At 73.2% G+C, this 16,081-nt stretch carries 14 protein-coding genes and 1 pseudogene; 10 read left to right on the top strand and 5 right to left on the bottom strand.

What is annotated here, in order from left to right; all coding sequences use genetic code 11:
• Positions 1 to 26: 26 nt before the first annotated feature.
• Positions 27 to 554, bottom strand: a complete 528-nt coding sequence (locus tag BR98_RS17605) for a MarR family winged helix-turn-helix transcriptional regulator (protein WP_035852824.1) — start codon at positions 552 to 554, stop codon at positions 27 to 29.
• A 115-nt stretch (positions 555 to 669) separates the two neighbouring features.
• Between BR98_RS17605 and BR98_RS17600 the strand changes: the two are divergent.
• Positions 670 to 1,512, top strand: a pseudogene (locus BR98_RS17600) (M4 family metallopeptidase); the annotation flags it as partial.
• A gap of 35 nt (positions 1,513 to 1,547) precedes the next feature.
• Here BR98_RS17600 and BR98_RS17595 read toward each other — a convergent pair.
• Positions 1,548 to 1,874, bottom strand: coding sequence for a DUF3817 domain-containing protein (locus tag BR98_RS17595; RefSeq protein ID WP_035845872.1), 327 nt, complete (start codon positions 1,872 to 1,874; stop codon positions 1,548 to 1,550).
• Positions 1,875 to 2,076: 202 nt separating this feature from the next.
• Here BR98_RS17595 and BR98_RS17590 point away from each other — a divergent pair, with 202 nt between their 5' ends.
• The 5 genes from BR98_RS17590 to BR98_RS17570 are packed head-to-tail and all read left to right on the top strand — an operon-like array spanning position 2,077 to position 5,402.
• On the top strand, positions 2,077 to 2,862 hold the full coding sequence (locus tag BR98_RS17590) for a DUF2127 domain-containing protein (protein ID WP_035845869.1): 786 nt from the start codon (positions 2,077 to 2,079) through the stop codon (positions 2,860 to 2,862).
• Between the two features lies 1 nt (position 2,863).
• Positions 2,864 to 3,502: an AIM24 family protein gene (locus tag BR98_RS17585; RefSeq protein WP_035845867.1), complete on the top strand. Its 639-nt coding sequence runs from the start codon at positions 2,864 to 2,866 to the stop codon at positions 3,500 to 3,502.
• Complete coding sequence (locus BR98_RS17580) at positions 3,502 to 4,152, top strand: AIM24 family protein (RefSeq protein ID WP_035845865.1); 651 nt, start codon at positions 3,502 to 3,504, stop codon at positions 4,150 to 4,152. Before BR98_RS17585 ends, BR98_RS17580 begins: the two co-directional genes overlap by 1 nt.
• Complete coding sequence (locus tag BR98_RS17575; protein ID WP_035845863.1) at positions 4,152 to 4,862, top strand: AIM24 family protein; 711 nt, start codon at positions 4,152 to 4,154, stop codon at positions 4,860 to 4,862. The genes BR98_RS17580 and BR98_RS17575 overlap by 1 nt, the downstream gene beginning before the upstream one ends.
• Positions 4,863 to 4,886: 24 nt before the next feature.
• Positions 4,887 to 5,402, top strand: coding sequence for a MarR family winged helix-turn-helix transcriptional regulator (locus BR98_RS17570; RefSeq protein ID WP_035845861.1), 516 nt, complete (start codon positions 4,887 to 4,889; stop codon positions 5,400 to 5,402).
• A 32-nt stretch (positions 5,403 to 5,434) separates the two neighbouring features.
• On the opposite strand, the gene meaB is transcribed toward BR98_RS17570, so the two are convergent.
• Positions 5,435 to 6,394 carry a methylmalonyl Co-A mutase-associated GTPase MeaB gene (gene meaB, locus BR98_RS17565; RefSeq protein WP_035845859.1) on the bottom strand — a complete coding sequence of 320 codons (960 nt, stop codon included), beginning with the start codon at positions 6,392 to 6,394 and terminating at the stop codon, positions 5,435 to 5,437.
• Between the two features lie 29 nt (positions 6,395 to 6,423).
• Positions 6,424 to 7,629 carry an acetyl-CoA C-acetyltransferase gene (locus BR98_RS17560; RefSeq protein ID WP_083976694.1) on the bottom strand — a complete coding sequence of 402 codons (1,206 nt, stop codon included), beginning with the start codon at positions 7,627 to 7,629 and terminating at the stop codon, positions 6,424 to 6,426.
• 208 nt (positions 7,630 to 7,837) lie between these two features.
• On the opposite strand from BR98_RS17560, the gene mce reads away from it, so the two are divergent.
• The 3 genes from mce (at position 7,838) to BR98_RS17545 (ending at position 14,059) form a co-directional block, all read left to right on the top strand.
• Positions 7,838 to 8,272: a methylmalonyl-CoA epimerase gene (mce, locus tag BR98_RS17555; protein WP_035845857.1), complete on the top strand. Its 435-nt coding sequence runs from the start codon at positions 7,838 to 7,840 to the stop codon at positions 8,270 to 8,272.
• Positions 8,273 to 8,656: 384 nt separating this feature from the next.
• A complete protein-coding gene (locus tag BR98_RS17550) occupies positions 8,657 to 13,024 on the top strand; it encodes a hypothetical protein (RefSeq protein WP_456152116.1) in 4,368 nt (1,455 codons plus the stop codon).
• Positions 13,025 to 13,129: 105 nt separating this feature from the next.
• The gene (locus BR98_RS17545) at positions 13,130 to 14,059 is read left to right on the top strand and encodes a coiled-coil domain-containing protein (RefSeq protein ID WP_035845853.1); all 930 of its coding nucleotides are present in this window, start codon (positions 13,130 to 13,132) and stop codon (positions 14,057 to 14,059) included.
• 99 nt (positions 14,060 to 14,158) lie between these two features.
• Here the strand turns inward: BR98_RS17545 and BR98_RS17540 are convergent, their stop codons facing one another.
• Entirely contained in the window at positions 14,159 to 14,932 is a 774-nt protein-coding gene (locus BR98_RS17540) for an alpha/beta fold hydrolase (RefSeq protein WP_035845851.1), read from the bottom strand.
• Between the two features lie 98 nt (positions 14,933 to 15,030).
• Between BR98_RS17540 and BR98_RS17535 the strand changes: the two genes are divergently transcribed.
• Positions 15,031 to 16,080 carry an ABC transporter ATP-binding protein gene (locus BR98_RS17535; protein ID WP_063774798.1) on the top strand — a complete coding sequence of 350 codons (1,050 nt, stop codon included), beginning with the start codon at positions 15,031 to 15,033 and terminating at the stop codon, positions 16,078 to 16,080.
• Position 16,081: the final 1 nt, after the last annotated feature.

Genomic DNA, 16,081 nt, shown 5'->3' with positions numbered 1-16,081 from the left:
GGGGCTTCGATCGAGGGTAGCCGCCCTTACCGGTCGTCCTCGGCGGGGGTCTCGGCGAAGTCGCCGGCCGCCACCCGCAGCGGCCTGAGCAGCTCGAACACCTGGCGGCACTGCTCCTCGTCGTAGGACTCCAGACCGAACTCGATCGCCATCAGCTCCCGGGTGGCCAGCTCGACCACCTCGCGCCCACGCACGGTGATCGCCGCCAGCACGCCGCGGCCGTCCAGCGGATTGGGCCGCCGGGAGACCAGTCCGGCCTTCTCCAGCCGGTCCACTGTGTTGGTCACGCTGGTCGGGTGGACCATCAGTCGCTCGCCGATCTTGGACAGCGACAGCTCACCGGTGCGACTGAAGGTCAGCAGCACCAGCGCCTCGTAGCGGGCGAAGGTCAGACCGTACGGCTTGACCACCGCGTCGACCCGGCCCAGCAGGATCTGGTGGGCGCGCATCACCGAGGTGATCGCCGCCATCGACGGCACCTGTCCCCAGCGGCGGGTCCACAGCTCGTCGGCACGGGCGATCGGGTCGAAGTCGAGCGAGAGGGGTTTGGCCACGTCCCACACCGTACCGGCGGCCCCGATCACGCGTACCAGTTGTCCACGATGCTGGACAGGTCCGGCGCGCGGCGGAACCTCGCCATTCAGTGGCGTTTAGCGGGCCTTTGGCTTTGTCAAGGACGCCGTGGTGGGCCCCGACGGTACCCGTCACCTGCGGTTCGACCGCACCTACGGCGGCCTGCCGGTGATCGGCGGCGACCTGGTCGTCCATCAGGGTGCCGACGGCACGCTGCGCTCGGTGGACCGCGCGGTCGGCGCCAAGCTCGCACTGCCGAGCCTGACCCCCGCGCTCTCGGCCGACCAGGCGGCCGCGCAGGCCACCGGAACGGTCCGGGCCAGCCTGGGCAGCGCCGAGGACCGGGACGAGCAGCCGCTGCGCGAGGTCTCCGGTGCCGGCCGCCCCACCCTGGTGGTCTGGGCCGTCGACGGCACGCCGCGGCTCGCCTACCAGACGGCCGTCGAGGGTGTCCGCGCGGACGGCACGCCGAGCCGCCAGCAGCTGGTCACCGACGCCGCCACCGGGCAGCTGCTCTCCAGCCACGAGGAGATCCACACCGTCTCGGCCGGCACCGGCACCGGCGTCTACGTCGGCCGGGTCCCGCTGACCACCAACCTCAGCAGCGGCACGTACCAGCTGAAGGACACCACCCGCGGTGGGCAGTACACCACCGACCTGAAGCACCGGACCTCGGGCAACGGCACCCTCTACACCGACGCCGACAACCTCTGGGGCGACGGCACCGTCTCCAACGGCAGCACGGTCACCGGGATCGGCCGGGACAAGGCGGCGCAGGTCTGGTACCACGCGCTGACCGAGTACATGACCTCGACCACCGACTACGCCGGCGCCCGCACCGCGACGCTGAACGCGGCGGCGGCGCTCTACGGCAGCACCAGCACCGAGTACACCACCGTGCGGGCGGCCTGGGCGGCGGTCAACGTCGGCACGCCCTGACCCACCGGCACGCGGTGACCCGGCGCGGCGGGGTCTCAGGCGGCGGCCTTCTCCAGGGTCGCCGCCGGGACCTCGCCGCGTTCCTCCTTGGCGAGCATCCGCTCGGCGAAGAAGCCGCCGGTCGGCAGCACCGAGAGGACCAGCAGCAGCAGTGCGCGCTTGGCGGTCCAGCGCTGCTTCTGCCAGGCCAGGCCGAGGAAGGCGACGTAGGCGATGAACAGCATGCCGTGGATCATGCCCATCACCGGCACCGCGTCGAAGCTGGTGGTCCGCTTCAGCACCGAGCAGATCAGCAGGAGTACGAAGGACAGCCCTTCCGGGCCGGAGACCAGGCGCAGGCGGTGGGCGGCACTGTTCTGCATGGCGGACAACCTCACGGGTGACGGGGAGTCGCTTGTGAACAGGAGCACAAGCGCTCGCCCATTATGAGCAGACCCTCCGCCGCGCCCGGCATCCGGGGCCCCCGGGGTGCGAGAGGTCACATTCCGCGAGGGTCTCGCTATCCTGCTGCCGCGTGGCCCGGCGCCGGGTCCGCCGCCAGACCCGACCGGGGGGAAGCACGACATGTTCAAGCGCGACTGGAACCGCCGCACCTGCGCCAAGCGCGGCCACCTCACCTACGCCCCGACCGAACCCGACCTGCGGGCCCGGCTGCACGCCGCCACCGCGCTCGGCGACGCCTGGCGCTGCCTGCGCTGCGGCGACTTCGCGCTCGGCGCGCCGCACGGCAGCGGCCCGGCCGCCGACGCGCCGCTGGTGCCGCGCGGCAAGGCGCTGCGCGACCTGTTCGTGCTGCGCTTCCTGGCCGTGGAGCGGGCGCTGCGCGGCGTGCTGGGCATCCTGATCGCCTGGGCGGTGTGGCGGTTCGCCAACAGCCAGGACGCGGTGCACCAGCTCTTCGACCAGAACCTGACGGTCTTCCACCCGGTCGCCGACCACTTCCACTGGGACCTCGAGCACTCCTCCGTGGTCGACACCATCCGCAAGACCTTCGACTACAAGAGGAGCACCCTGGGCTTCGTCGCCCTCGGGGTGCTGCTCTACTCGCTGATCGAGCTGGTCGAGGGCGTCGGCCTGTGGCTGAACCAGCGCTGGGCCGAGTACCTGGCGGTGATCGCCACCGCCGCCTTCCTGCCGCTGGAGGGCCTGGAGCTGACCCACCACGTGAGCCCGATCAAGCTGGTCACCATCGCGGTCAACATCGCCGCCGTGCTGTGGATCCTGCTCTCCAAGCGGCTGTTCGGGCTGCGCGGCGGCCACGCGGCCTTCGAGGCGCAGCGCCACTCGGCCTCGCTGCTGGAGGTCGAGCACTCGGCGGGCACCGACTCGACCCAGCTGGCCAAGGCCTGAGATGGCCCGGTTCCGGTTGCAGGGTTCCCGGGTGCTCGCCGTCGACCTGGCGGGCGAGGCGGTCAAGGCGCGCAACGGTTCGATGGTGGCCTACACCGGGCAGATGTCCTTCAAGAAGCTCACCGGCGGCGGCGACGGCCTGCGCGGCATGGTGACCCGTCGGCTGACCGGGGAGCAGATGGCGGTGATGGAGGTCCGCGGCCAGGGCACGGTCTTCTTCGCCGACCGCGCCACCGAGGTCAACCTGGTGCGGCTGAACGGCGAGACGCTCTACGTCGAGGCGGCCAACCTGCTCTGCACCGAGGCGGTGCTGCGCACCGGCACCAGCTTCACCGGCCTGAACGGGATGGCCTCCGGCGACGGCCTGTTCACCACCAAGGTCGAGGGCACCGGCTGGGCGGCGCTCACCTCCAACGGCCCGGCGGTGCTGCTGCGGGTGGGCCGCGACCTGCCGCTGCGGGTGGACCCGGGCGCCTACCTGGCGCACACCGGCGGCCTGCGCCGCGAGCTGCGCTCCGGCGCCGGCTGGACCACGCTGATCGGCGAGGGCGGCGGCGAGGCGGTCCAGTTGGAGTTCAGCGGCGAGGGCCTGGTCTATGTGCAGCCCGCCGAGCGGCGGACCGTCGGGGGTGACGTCTGATGCCCTTCCAGCGGATCAACGGGAAGCTGGTGGAGGCGTCGATCCTGCCCGGGCAGCGGGTCTTCAGCCAGCGCGGGGCGATGCTCGCCTACCGGGGCGAGGTCAGCTTCACCCCGGACCTGATGGGCGGCCAAGGCGGGGTGCTGTCGATGATCGGGCGCCGGGTGGCGAACGAGGACACCCCGCTGATGACCGTCGAGGGCCACGGCACCGTGCTGTTCGGCCACGGCGGGCACCACGTGCACGTGGTCGACCTGGTCGGCGACACCCTGTACGTGGAGGCGGACCGGCTGCTCGCCTTCGACGGGACGCTGCGCCAGTCCACCATGTTCATGGGCGCCCAGGGCGGCGTGCTGGGCATCGTGCGCGGCCAGGTGACCGGCCAGGGGCTGTTCACCACCCAGCTGTCGGGTCACGGCTCGGCGGCGATGCTCGCCCACGGCGGCGTCTTCGAGCTGCCGATCACCCCGGACCAGCCGGTGCACGTGGACCCGCAGGCGTACGTCGGGCACCGCGGCGAGGTCCGCAACCGGCTGTCCAGCGCGCTGGGTTGGCGCGAGTTCGTGGGGCGCGGCTCGGGCGAGGCGTTCCAGCTCGAGTTGTCCGGCCACGGCGTGGTCTACGTGCAGGCGAGCGAGGAGAAGCTCTGATGACCGACCTCACGGTGTACGACGCGTACAGCCTGCCGGCGGGCGACAACGTCAACCCGTACGTCTTCTCGGTCGAGTTGAACGGCAGGTACTTCCTGCAGAAGGGCAAGATGATCGCCTACTACGGCGACATCGGCTTCCAGGGTGTCGGCCACGGCTCCTTCGACCGGTACCTGGCCGGCACCTTCAACTCGCCGCTGCACGCGGCGGACTGGGTGGTGGCCCAGGGCCGGGGCAAACTGCTGCTGGCCGACCGGGCGTTCGACCTGAACTCCTACGACCTGGAGGACGGCAACCTGACGGTCCGTTCGGGCAATCTGCTCGGGTTCGAGCCGACCCTCTCGCTCAAGCAGTCGATCATCCCGGGCTTCCTGACCCTGATCGGCACCGGCCGGTTCGTGGCGGCCTCGAACGGCCCGGTCCACTTCATGGAGCCACCCGTCCGAGTGGATCCGCAGGCGCTGGTCGGCTGGGCGGACTGCCCCGCGCCGTGCCACCACTACGACCACCACTACCTGCAGGGCGTGTTCGGCGGCCTGCGCCGGCTCACCGGGGTCGGCGGAATGTCCGGCGAGGAGCACCAGTTCGAGTTCGTGGGGGCCGGCCAGGTGCTGGTGCAGTCCTCGGAGGAGCTGATGGCCGAACGCCCGGTGGGCGCGGTGGCGGCGGAGGCCGGGGTGCCGGGCGCGAGGCAGTTTGTAGAAAGTTGAACAATATCGGGTATCATGGCTCGTATGGATACGCACGCCACTGAGCCGGCCGAACTTGCGGCCGCCCCCGCCGAGGAAGACGCCCCCTGGCTCAACGCCCGGGAGCAGCGGCTGTGGCGTGCCCATCTCGAGGTCAGCAAGCTGCTGGAGTACCAGCTCAGCCGCGAGCTGCAGCAGCACGACCTCGCGATCAACGACTACGAGATCCTGGTGGTGCTCTCCGAGTCGCCCGACCGCCGGATGCGGATGACCGACCTGGCCACCGCCACCCTGCAGTCCAAGAGCCGGCTCTCGCACCAGATCACCCGGATGGAGAACGCCGGTCTGGTGCTGCGGCAGGAGTGTCCGGGCGACCGCCGCGGGCTCTTCGCCCACCTCACCGAACAGGGCTGGCAGACGCTGCGCAAGGTCGCTCCCGACCACGTGCGCAGCGTCCGCGCCCACTTCATCGACCGCTTCGACCAGGACCAGCTGGACGCGATGTACGAGGCGCTGGCCCCGATCGCCGAGCACCTGCGCGGCCTGCGCGGCCGCGCCTGAGCCGTGCCCGAGCGGCGCCCGAGCCGGCCTGACTAGGGCTGGTCCGTCAGGCCCGCGACCAGCTCGTCGGCCGCGCCGTACGGGTCCAGTGCGCCGGTCGCCACCTGCTCGGCCAGCGCGTCCAGGTGCCGGTCACCGTGCAGGTCGCCGATCCTGGCCCGCAGCTGGGCCAGCGCGATCGCCTCGATCTCCTGCGCCGCCCGGCGCCGCCGACGGGCCGTCAGCTCGCCGTGCTCCTCCAGCCAGGCGCGGTGCTTCTCCAGCGCCTCGACCACCTCGTCGACGCCCTCGCCGCGGGCCGCCACCGTCTTGACGATCGGCGGTCGCCAGTCCCCCGGCTCGCGCGCCTCGCCGAGGCCCAGCATGTGGCTCAGCTCCCGCGCGGTGGCGTCGGCGCCGTCCCGGTCGGCCTTGTTGACCACGAACAGGTCGCCGATCTCCAGGATGCCCGCCTTGGCGGCCTGGATCCCGTCACCCATCCCGGGCGCCAGCAGCACCACCGTGGTGTCCGCCTGCGCGGCCACCTCGACCTCGGACTGGCCGACCCCGACGGTCTCCACCAGGATCACCTCGCAGCCGGCCGCGTCCAACACCCGCAGCGCCTGCGGGGCCGCCCAGGACAGACCGCCCAGGTGCCCGCGGGTGGCCATCGAGCGGATGAAGACGTCCGGGTCGGTGGCGTGGTCCTGCATCCGCACCCGGTCGCCGAGCAGCGCACCGCCGGAGAACGGCGAGGACGGGTCCACCGCCAGCACGCCGACCCGCTTGCCGAGCCGGCGGTAGGCCGACACCAGCGCGGAGGTGGAGGTCGACTTGCCGACCCCGGGCGAGCCGGTCAGGCCCACGGTGTACGCCTGGCCGGTGTACGGCGCCAGCGCGGCCATCGCCTCCCGCAGTTGCGGGGCGGCGTTCTCGACCAGCGAGATCAGCCGGGCCACCGCCCGCGGGCGTCCCGCACGGGCCTGCTCGACCAGGGTCGGCACGTCGATCATTGAGCTGTCTCTCCCCTTGTGACTGAGGTTCAGGCCTTCGGCACCCGGATGATCAGCGCGTCGCCCTGACCACCGCCGCCGCACAGCGCGGCCGCGCCGATGCCGCCGCCGCGCCGGCCCAGCTCGAGCGCCAGGTGCAGCACCACGCGGGCGCCGGACATGCCGATCGGGTGGCCGAGCGCGATCGCGCCGCCGTTGACGTTGACCTTCTCCTCGGTCACCCCGAGGTCCTTCATCGACTGGTGCGCCACCGCCGCGAAGGCCTCGTTGATCTCGATCAGGTCGAGGTCCTCGACGCTGATGCCCTCCTTGGCGACCGCGTGCCTGATCGCGTTGGACGGCTGCGACTGCAGCGAGTTGTCCGGGCCCGCCACGTTGCCGTGCGCGCCGATCTCGGCGATCCAGCTCAGGCCCAGCTCCTCGGCCTTGGCCTTGCTCATCACGACCACCGCGGCGGCGCCGTCGGAGATCTGCGAGGAGGTGCCGGCGGTGATCGTGCCGTCCTTGGCGAAGGCCGGGCGCAGCTTGGCCAGCGCCTCCACCGTGGTCTCGCCGCGGATGCCCTCGTCCTGGCTGAACAGGATCGGGTCACCCTTGCGCTGCGGGATCTCCACCGGGGTGATCTCGGCGTCGAAGATGCCGTTCTTCTGGGCGGCCGCGGCGCGCTGGTGCGAGCGGGCGGCGATCTCGTCCTGCACCTCGCGGGCGATGCCCAGGCGGCTGTTGTGCTTCTCGGTGGACTCGCCCATCGGGATGTTCTCGTACGCGTCGGTCAGGCCGTCGTGGGCCATCGCGTCGAGCAGCTCGATCGCGCCGTACTTGTAGCCCTCGCGGGACTTCGGCAGCAGGTGCGGGGCGTTGGTCATCGACTCCTGGCCGCCCGCCACGACGATGTCGAACTCGCCGGCCCGGATCAGCTGGTCGGCCAGCGCGATGGCGTCCAGGCCGGACAGGCAGACCTTGTTGATGGTCAGCGCCGGCACGTTCATCGGGATGCCGGCGGCGACGGCCGCCTGGCGGGCCGGGATCTGGCCGGCGCCGGCCTGCAGCACCTGGCCCATGATCACGTACTGGACCTGGTCGCCGGTCACGCCGGCACGCTCCAGGGCGGCCTTGATCGCCAGACCGCCGAGTGCGGCGCCGGAGAAGCCCTTGAGCGAGCCGAGCAGTCGGCCCATCGGGGTCCGGGCGCCCGCGACGATCACGGAGGTGGTAGCGGTGGAAGCGGTAGGCATGGAACGAGCCCCTTCGCACGTCTTGGCCAGCGAGTCCGTCGGGCCGAGAGCACGGCGACGGGCCCGGGGGGAGGGATGCTGCTCAATGTACTGAGGTGTAACCCGGGCGTCACCGGAGCGACGGTGTGATCAGGCTCGCACACGGCCCGGTGGCGCGGCAGCGGGATTCTGCGCTGCACTGGTGCGACTCACCCTTCAGGAGGCTTCCTTGTTGACCCGCATCGACCACATCGGCATCGCCTGCTTCGACCTCGACAAGACCGTCGAGTTCTACCGTGCCACGTACGGCTTCGAGGTGTTCCACAGCGAGGTGAACGAGGAGCAGGGCGTCCGCGAGGCCATGCTCAAGATCAACGACACCGGCGACGGCGGCGCCTCGTACCTGCAGCTGCTGGAGCCCACCCGGGAGGACTCCACGGTCGCCAAGTGGCTGGCCAAGAACGGCGAGGGCGTCCACCACATCGCCTTCGGCACCGCGGATGTCGACGGCGATGCTGCCGACATCCGTTCCAAGGGTGTGCGAGTGCTCTACGACGAGCCGCGGATCGGCTCGATGGGCTCGCGGATCACCTTCCTGCACCCGAAGGACTGCGGCGGGGTGCTCACCGAGCTGGTCACCTCGGCCTCCGGGGACACCCACTGACCGGCCGGTAACCTTCGGAAGTCGCCACCTGCCCGGTTACAGTGCCGCTCCGGCCCACTACACTGCCCAGGGTCGCAGGGGAGTCCAAAACCAGGGCACGGCTGAACGGTCGCAGTTCGGATCTGTCACCATTCTCCACAGGCAAGAGTTCGCCCAGGAGTCCACCCGGTCGGAGGAGCGCGGTCAGTACCGCGTGCCCACCGTCCGGAGCTCCGACCACGGCCCGGGGGACGTCCGCGCGGCCGCGGGTGCAAGGACCGGCGTGGCCGGCCCCCTCGGGGCCGGCGCCGGTCGAGGACGCGACCAGGAGATGGATGGGACCGCGCAGTGCGGGGCAACGACCGCTACGAGGTTGAGGATCACCTCTCCCAGTTCGAAGCCGAGATGGATCGGCTTCGCAAGGAGCGGGACAAGACCGTCGAGCATGCCGAGGACCTCGCCTACCAGGTGGAGGTGCTCCGGGCCAAGCTGCACGAATCCCGTCGGCAGCTGGCCCAGCCGCGCGCCTTCGACGCCGTCTCCGGCCAGGCCGAGCAGCTGCTGCGCACCGCCGAACTCCAGGCCCAGCAGCTGCGCGAGACCGCCGAGCGGCAGCTGCGCGAGTCCCAGGCGGCCACCCAGCGGCTGATGGCCGAGGCCGCCGAACGCACCGCCCGCCTCGAGGCCGAGCTGCAGGCCCGCCGCCGCCAGCTCGACGAGGAACTCGCCGACCTGCGCCGGGCCGCCGAGCAGCACGTCAACGAGAACGTCAACTGGGCCGAGCAGACCCGGGCCGGCACCGAGCAGGAGGCCCAGCGCCTGCTCCAGGAGGCCAGGGCCGAGGCCGAGCGGATGATGGCCGCGGCCCGCGCCGAGGCCACCGCCCTGGCCGACCAGGCCCGCGCCCAGACCGCCGCCGATGTGGACGCCGCCCGCGGTGAGGCCCAGGCCGCCGCCGAGGCGGCACTGCTGCGCGCCCAGACCGACGCCGAACGGCTGCTGCGGGCCGCCTCCGAGCAGGCCCAGCAGGCCAACGCCGAAGCCGCCGAGCTGCGCGGCAGCGCCGCCACCGAGGCGCAGCAGCAGCTGGCCGGTGCGCAGGCCGCCGCCGAGCAGCGCCTCGCCGCGGCCGAGGCCCAGATCACCCGGCTCCAGCAGGAGGCGGCCCGCGACAAGGAGCGGGCCGAGGCCGCCGCCGCGCAGGCCGCCGCCGAGATCGAGCGGCTGCGCGAGGAGGCCAGGGCGGAGGCCGAGCGGGCCCGCCAGGAGGCCGCCGAGCTGCGCGAACAGGCGGCCAGGGCGGCCGAGCAGCTGCAGGCCGACGCGACCGCCTTCGCCGAGCAGCGGGTCGCCGACGGCGAGGCCGCCAGCGAGCAGCGCTCGCAGACCGCCAAGGCCGCGGTGGCCCAGATGGTCGCCAAGGCCACCGCGGAGGCCGAGCGGGTCAAGACCGCGGCCGCCGAGCTGATGGCCCGCGCCCAGACCGCCCAGGCCGAGGCGGACGCCGCCAAGGCCGCCGCCGACGACGAGAACGCCCGGCTGCGCACCGCCGCCGAGTCCGTCGCCACCCAGCTGCGGGCCGAGGCCGAGACCGCGATCGCCGAGCAGCGGGCCGCCGCGCAGGCCGAGGCCGCCGAGATCCGGGCCCAGGCCGAGGCCGCCGCCGCGGCGGTCCGGGCCGACGCCCGCGAGCAGGGCCGGGCCGAGGGCGCCAAGGACGCCACCGTGCACCTGGCCAAGGCCGCCAAGAGCGCCGAGGAGGCGCTGGCCCGGGCCACCCAGGACGCCGAGGCGACCCGGGCCGAGGCCGCCGCCGAGGCCGAGCGGGTCCGCGCGGAAGCCGCCGCCGAGGCCGAACGGCTGCGCGAGCAGGCCCAGGCGGCCGTCGAGCAGGCGCAGAACGCCGCACTGGACGACGCCGCCGACATCCGGGCCCGGATGGAGCGGTTGCAGGACGAGGCGGCCCAGCAGCGCGCCGAGGCCGAGGCCCTGCGCGCCCAGGCCGCCACCGAGGCCGAGCGGGTCCGCGGCGAGGCCCGCCGGCAGGCCGTGGCCCAGATAGAGGACTCGGCCAGGAACGCCGAGGAGCTGCTCACCAAGGCCAAGGCCGACTCGGACGAGCTGCGCGAGGGCGCCGCCACCGAGGTCGCCCGGCTGCGCGCGGAGGCCAAGGAGCAGGCCGCCCAGACCCAGGCGCGGGCCGAGCAGACCCTGACCCGGGCCCGCACCGAGGCCGAGAAGCTGGCCGCCGCCGCCGAGCAGCAGCACAAGGACGCGGTCGCCGCCGCGAAGGCCGCGGCCGCCGAGAACCGGGCCGCCGCCGAGCGGGAGACCGCCGAACTGCGCCGCGAGGCCAGCGAGTTCGACCAGCGGGTGCGGGCCGAGGCGGAGGCGCACGCGAGCACCGTGCAGGCCGCCGCCCAGCAGGCCGCCGAGGAGCGCGAGGCGCAGGCGCAGAGCGAGGCCGAGCGACTGGTCGCCGAGGCCGAGGCCACCGCCAACGCGCTGCGCGAGGAGAGCCGCCGGGCCGCCGAGGAGGCGGGCGTGGCGCTGCGCCGCGAGCAGGAGGAGACGGCCGCCCAGCTGACGGCCGCGCACACTGCCCGCGAGCAGGCCGAGACGGCCGCCACCGAACTGACCGAGCGCACCGCCGCCGAGGTGGCCGAGCTGCGCGAGCGGGCGAACGCCGAGACCACCGCCGAGCGGGAGGCCGCCACGGCCGAGTCGTCCCGGATCCGGACCGAGGCCGAGGCCGCCGCCGAGGCGCTGCAGGTGCAGGCCGCCGAGCAGCTGGAGCAGGCCGAGGCCGCCGCGGCCACCGCCCGCGCGGAGGCCAACGAGGAGGCGTCGGCGCTGGTCGCCGAGGCCGCCGAGGAGATCGCCGGGCTGCGCGCCGAGGCCGCCGAGGCGCTGGAGCAGGCCCGGCTGGAGGCGGCCGGCGCCACCGCCGCGGCCACCGCCAGGGCCACCGAGCTGGTCAGCACCGCCGAGGACGAGGCGGCGGCGGTCCGTCAGTCGGTGGCCGGGCTGCACGAGCGGGCCTCGCAGCAGGTGGCCGAACTGGTCGAGCGCACCGAGCGGGAGGCCACCGAGACGCGCGAGCAGGCCGCCGCCGAGGTGGCCGAACTGCGGGCCGGCGCCGAGCGGGAGAGCGCCGAACTGCGCACCGAGGCGCAGGCCGCAGCCGCCGCCGAGCGGGAGGCGGCCGAGCGCGAGGCCGCCCGGATCACCGCCGAGGCCGAGACCTACAGCGGCCACCTGCGCGCCGACGCGGACGCCTACGACGCGGGTGTGCGCAGCGAGGCCGAGCAGTACGCCGCGGGGCTGCGCGCCGAGGCCGAGGCCGAGGCCGCCCGGGTGGCCGGCGAGGCCCGCGAGTACGACGCCGCGCTGCGCTCGGAGGCCGAGCAGTACGCGGCGGCGCTGCGTGCCGAGACCGAGGCGCAGGCCCAGCAGATGGTCGGCGACGCCGAGGCGCACGCCCAGCGCACCGTGGCCGAGGCCGAGGAGCGCGGCGCCGCGCTGCTCGCCGACGCGGAGCAGTACGCCTCCCGACTGCGCACCGAGGCCGAGGAGTTCGCCTCCGCCACCCGTACCCTGGCGGAGGAGTACGACGCCACCACCCGGGCCCAGGCCGAGGCGTACGAGAACAGCACCCGCGAGCAGGCCGAGCAGTTCGACACGGCCACCCGGGCGCAGGCCACCTCGGTGCTGGAGAAGGCCTTCGCGGACGCCGAGTCGCTCGGCGAGGAGGCCCAGACCACCGCGCTGGCCACCACCGCCGCCGCCGAGGAGCAGGCCGACGCGATGGTGGCGGCGGCCCGCAAGGAGGCCGACCGACTGGTCGCGGCCGGCGAGGCGGCCGGCCAGGCCGAGGTCGAGCGGGCCCGCACCGACGCCGACACGATGCTCTCCGAGGCCCGCCGGGACGCCACCGCGATCCGCGAGCGCGCCGAGGAGCTGCGCGAGCGCACCCAGGCCGAGGTGGAGGCCCTGCACGAGCGTTCCCGCAAGGAGAACGCGCAGGCCATGAAGTCCGCCGGGGAGCGGGTGGACGCGCTGGTGACCGCCGCTCAGGAACAGCTCACCGAGGCCGAGGAGCAGGCGGTGGCCGCCGTCGCCGAGGCCGAGGAGCGAGCGGCCGCGCTGGTCGCCGCCGCCGAGGAGCGGGCCGCCGAGCTCACCTCGCAGGCCTCCGCCGAGGCCAGCAAGGTCCGGATCGCCGCCGTGCGCAAGGCCGAGGGCCTGCTCAAGGAGGCCGAGCAGAAGCTCGCCGACTCCAGCAGCAAGGCCGAGCAGTTGCGCGCCGAGGCCGAGGAGCGGCTCAAGGCCGCCCGGGACGAGGCCGAGGAGCAGTTGGAGGCCGCGGCCGGCGAGGCCAGCAAGCGGCTGCGGGCCGCCGAGGAGACCGCGGCCGAGCAGCTGCGCCTGGCCGAGGAGGAGGCCGACCGGGTGCAGGCCACGGCTCGGACCGAGGCCCAGCGGGTCACCGACGAGGGCCGGCGCGAGCTGGACGAACTGGTCCGCCGCCGCAAGGACATCAACACCGAGATCTCGCGCGTGCAGGACGTCCTGTCCGCGTTGGAGGCCTTCGAGGCGCCGTCCCCTGTGCAGCAGGCGGCGGCCCGGGAGGCGGCCGGCTCGTCCGGCAAGGCGCCGGCGGCGTCCGGCGCCAAGGGGGGCAGTGGAGCCAACGGGGGATCAAAGGCGGGCGCGGGAGTGGGCGCCCCCCGTTCGAGTGGTAGCAGGTCCGAAAGGACACCACCCGATTGAGCGGACATTGTCCGTCCGCCATAGGCTTTTTGCCTACGACACTCCGGTACCGTGTCAGGATTCCCTCAACCACCTCATTGGTTTGACGACAGGAAGCCCAACCCCATGAGCGACAGTCACTCCCCTCACGGCTTCGACCTGGTGCGCCGTGGGTACGAGCGCGCCCAGGTCGACGAGCGGATCACCAAGCTGGTGGCCGACCGTGACAGCGCGTTGTCCCGGATCAGCGCGCTCGAGAAGCGCATCGAGGAACTCCACCTGGAGACCCAGAGCGCGCAGGCCGCGGTGACCGAGGCGGAGCCCTCGTACGCCGGTCTCGGTGCCCGGGTCGAGAAGATCCTGCGTCTGGCCGAGGAAGAGGCTAAGGACCTGCGTGAGGAGGCGCACCGCGCCGCCGAGCAGCACCGCGAGCTGGCCGAGGCCGCCGCCCAGCAGGTTCGTTCCGAGGCCGAGAACTACGCCAAGGACCGCAAGGCGAAGGCCGAGGACGAGGGCCTGCGGATCGTCGAGAAGGCCAAGAGCGACAGCGCCCAGCTGCGCTCCGAGGCCAACAAGGACGCGCAGAACAAGCGTGAGGAGGCGGACGCCCTCTTCGAGGAGACCCGCACCAAGGCCGCCCAGGCCGCGCTGGAGTTCGAGACCAACCTGGCCAAGCGTCGCGAGCAGTCCGAGCGCGACCTGGCGGCCCGTCAGGCCAAGGCCGAGAAGCGGCTGGCCGAGATCGAGCACCGGGCCGAGCAGCTGCGCCTGGAGGCCGAGAAGCTGCGCACCGACGCCGAGCGCCGGGCCCGCCAGACGGTCGAGACGGCCCAGCGCCAGTCCGAGGACATCGTGGCGGACGCGAACGCCAAGGCCGACCGGATCCGCAGCGAGTCCGAGCGCGAGCTGGCGGCGCTGACCAACCGCCGCGACTCGATCAACGCCCAGCTCACCAACGTCCGCGAGATGCTGGCCACCCTCACCGGTGCCGCCGTCGCCGCGGCCTCGCTGCCGACCGACGACAGCCTCGGCGTCCCGGCCCAGCAGTCCCGCTGACACCCGCTCAGCCGCTACGGCCGTCGGCCCCCGCCTTCTCGAACGGGCGGGGGCCGACGGCCGTTGTGCCTCTCGAACCGGTCGGGGCAGGTCGCGGCGCTAACGCACCCGGCGCAGCAGGGCCCCCAGTGCCGCGTTGAAGGCCGCCGGCGCCTCCAGGGCGCTCAGGTGTCCGACGCCCGGGATCACCGTGAGTTCGGCGTCCGGCAGGGTCAGCACCAGGTCCTCGGCGTCGTCCACCGGGGTCAGCCGGTCGTCCTCCCCCACCACCACCGCGGCCGGCACCGCGAGGCCCGCCAGGGTCGCGAAGGAGTCCGCCCGCCCGGCCATCGCCCGCTGCGCCCAGGCCACCCCTTCGGGTGTCGCCGCACCGATCAATCCCCGTACCTCCTCGGCCAGTTCCTCGCCGGCCTCGGTACCGAGCAGGGAGGCCTCGGTCTTCTCCTCGAGCAGCAGCGCCACGCTCTGCCGGGCCAGCACCGCACTGGCGATCCGCTCCCGGTTGGTCAGCGCCGCCGGGGCGTCGGTGCTCGCCTTGGTGTCCGCGAGCAGCAGCCCGGCCAACCGGTCCCCGTGCCGTCGGGCGAAGGCCATAGCCAGGTAGCCGCCCATCGACAGTCCGCCGACCACCGCGCGCGCCACCCCGGCCCGGTCCAGCACCTGGGCCAGTTGGTCCGCCCAGTCGTCCAGCGAGGGCTCGCCGGCCGGGGCCGGTGAGGCGCCGAAGCCCGGCAGGTCCGGGGCCAGCACCCGGACCGCGCCCAGCGAGCCGTCCAGCTGGCCGCGCCACATCGCCGAGTTGAGCGGGAAGGCGTGCAGCAGGAGCAGGGGCGTACCCGCACCGCCGCTGTCACGTACGGAGAGATCGGTCATGGCGCCCACCGTAGGGGGCATCCCGAAGAGGTGCACAATGCGGGCCCAATCGTCTGATTTGTCATAACCTGACGAGGAATGACGAACCGGGAGCAGTGATGATCGAACTGCACGAGCTGACCAAGCGCTACGGTGACAAGACCGCTGTGGACGGGCTGACCTTCCAGGTGCCCCAGGGCGTCGTCACCGGCTTCCTCGGCCCCAACGGCGCCGGCAAGTCCACCACCATGCGACTGATCCTCGACCTCGACCGCCCGACCAGCGGCAAGGTCACCATCGACGGCAAGGGCTACGGCCACCTCAGCGAACCGCTCAAGTACATCGGCGCGCTGTTGGAGGCTCAGGCGGTGCACCCGGGCCGGACCGCACGCAACCACCTGCTCTGGCTGGCCCAGAGCAACCGGATCCCGATCACCCGGGTCGACGAGGTGCTCGGCCTGGTCGGGCTGACCGAGGTGGCGAACAAGAAGGCCCGCGGCTTCTCGCTCGGCATGCGCCAGCGCCTGGGCATCGCCTCCGCCCTGCTCGGCGACCCGGAGATCCTGATGTTCGACGAGCCGGTCAACGGGCTCGACCCCGAGGGCATCCTGTGGATCCGCAATCTGATGAAGCGGCTGGCGGGCGAGGGCCGCACGGTGTTCGTCTCCTCGCACCTGATGAGCGAGATGGCGCTGACCGCCGAGCACCTGGTGGTGATCGGCAGGGGCATGCTGCTGGCCGACCTGCCGATGGCCGAGTTCATCGAGCAGAACTCCCGCTCGGCGGTGCGGGTGCGCACCCCGCACCCGGAGCAGCTGCTGGACGCACTGGCCCGCCAGTCGATCACCGCCGAGCCGGGCCCGGACGGCTCCTACGAGGTGGTCGGCGGCGACCCCGCCAAGCTCGGCGAACTCGCCGCCGCGCACGGCATCACGCTGCACGAACTGAGCCTGCAGCGCGCCTCGCTGGAGGAGGCCTTCATGCAGATGACCGCCGACTCGGTGGAGTACCACGCGGGTCTCAACGGAGGTCTCACCGGAGGTCTCGACGGGGGCATCGACGGGGGCATCGACGGCGCCGACGCCCGGACCCGGGACGCCGCCGTCGGCGGACCGGCCACCTGGGGAGCGGGCTGGCAGCAGCAGAGCCACAAGAAAGGCGCGAACTGAC

This window comes from Kitasatospora azatica KCTC 9699 (assembly GCF_000744785.1).
Lineage (GTDB): Bacteria > Actinomycetota > Actinomycetes > Streptomycetales > Streptomycetaceae > Kitasatospora > Kitasatospora azatica.
This window is presented reverse-complemented; position numbering and strand designations above follow the sequence as displayed.

Coding starts and splice junctions, on each gene's coding strand:
- BR98_RS17535 (WP_063774798.1), top strand. CDS start 15,031: ATGATCGAACTGCACGAGCTGACCAAGCGCTACGGTGACAAGACCGCT.
- BR98_RS17550 (WP_456152116.1), top strand. CDS start 8,657: ATGGATCGGCTTCGCAAGGAGCGGGACAAGACCGTCGAGCATGCCGAG.
- BR98_RS17575 (WP_035845863.1), top strand. CDS start 4,152: ATGACCGACCTCACGGTGTACGACGCGTACAGCCTGCCGGCGGGCGAC.
- BR98_RS17545 (WP_035845853.1), top strand. CDS start 13,130: ATGAGCGACAGTCACTCCCCTCACGGCTTCGACCTGGTGCGCCGTGGG.
- BR98_RS17590 (WP_035845869.1), top strand. CDS start 2,077: ATGTTCAAGCGCGACTGGAACCGCCGCACCTGCGCCAAGCGCGGCCAC.
- BR98_RS17540 (WP_035845851.1), bottom strand. CDS start 14,932: ATGACCGATCTCTCCGTACGTGACAGCGGCGGTGCGGGTACGCCCCTG.
- BR98_RS17560 (WP_083976694.1), bottom strand. CDS start 7,629: ATGCCTACCGCTTCCACCGCTACCACCTCCGTGATCGTCGCGGGCGCC.
- BR98_RS17585 (WP_035845867.1), top strand. CDS start 2,864: ATGGCCCGGTTCCGGTTGCAGGGTTCCCGGGTGCTCGCCGTCGACCTG.
- BR98_RS17580 (WP_035845865.1), top strand. CDS start 3,502: ATGCCCTTCCAGCGGATCAACGGGAAGCTGGTGGAGGCGTCGATCCTG.
- BR98_RS17595 (WP_035845872.1), bottom strand. CDS start 1,874: ATGCAGAACAGTGCCGCCCACCGCCTGCGCCTGGTCTCCGGCCCGGAA.
- BR98_RS17570 (WP_035845861.1), top strand. CDS start 4,887: ATGGATACGCACGCCACTGAGCCGGCCGAACTTGCGGCCGCCCCCGCC.
- meaB (WP_035845859.1), bottom strand. CDS start 6,394: ATGATCGACGTGCCGACCCTGGTCGAGCAGGCCCGTGCGGGACGCCCG.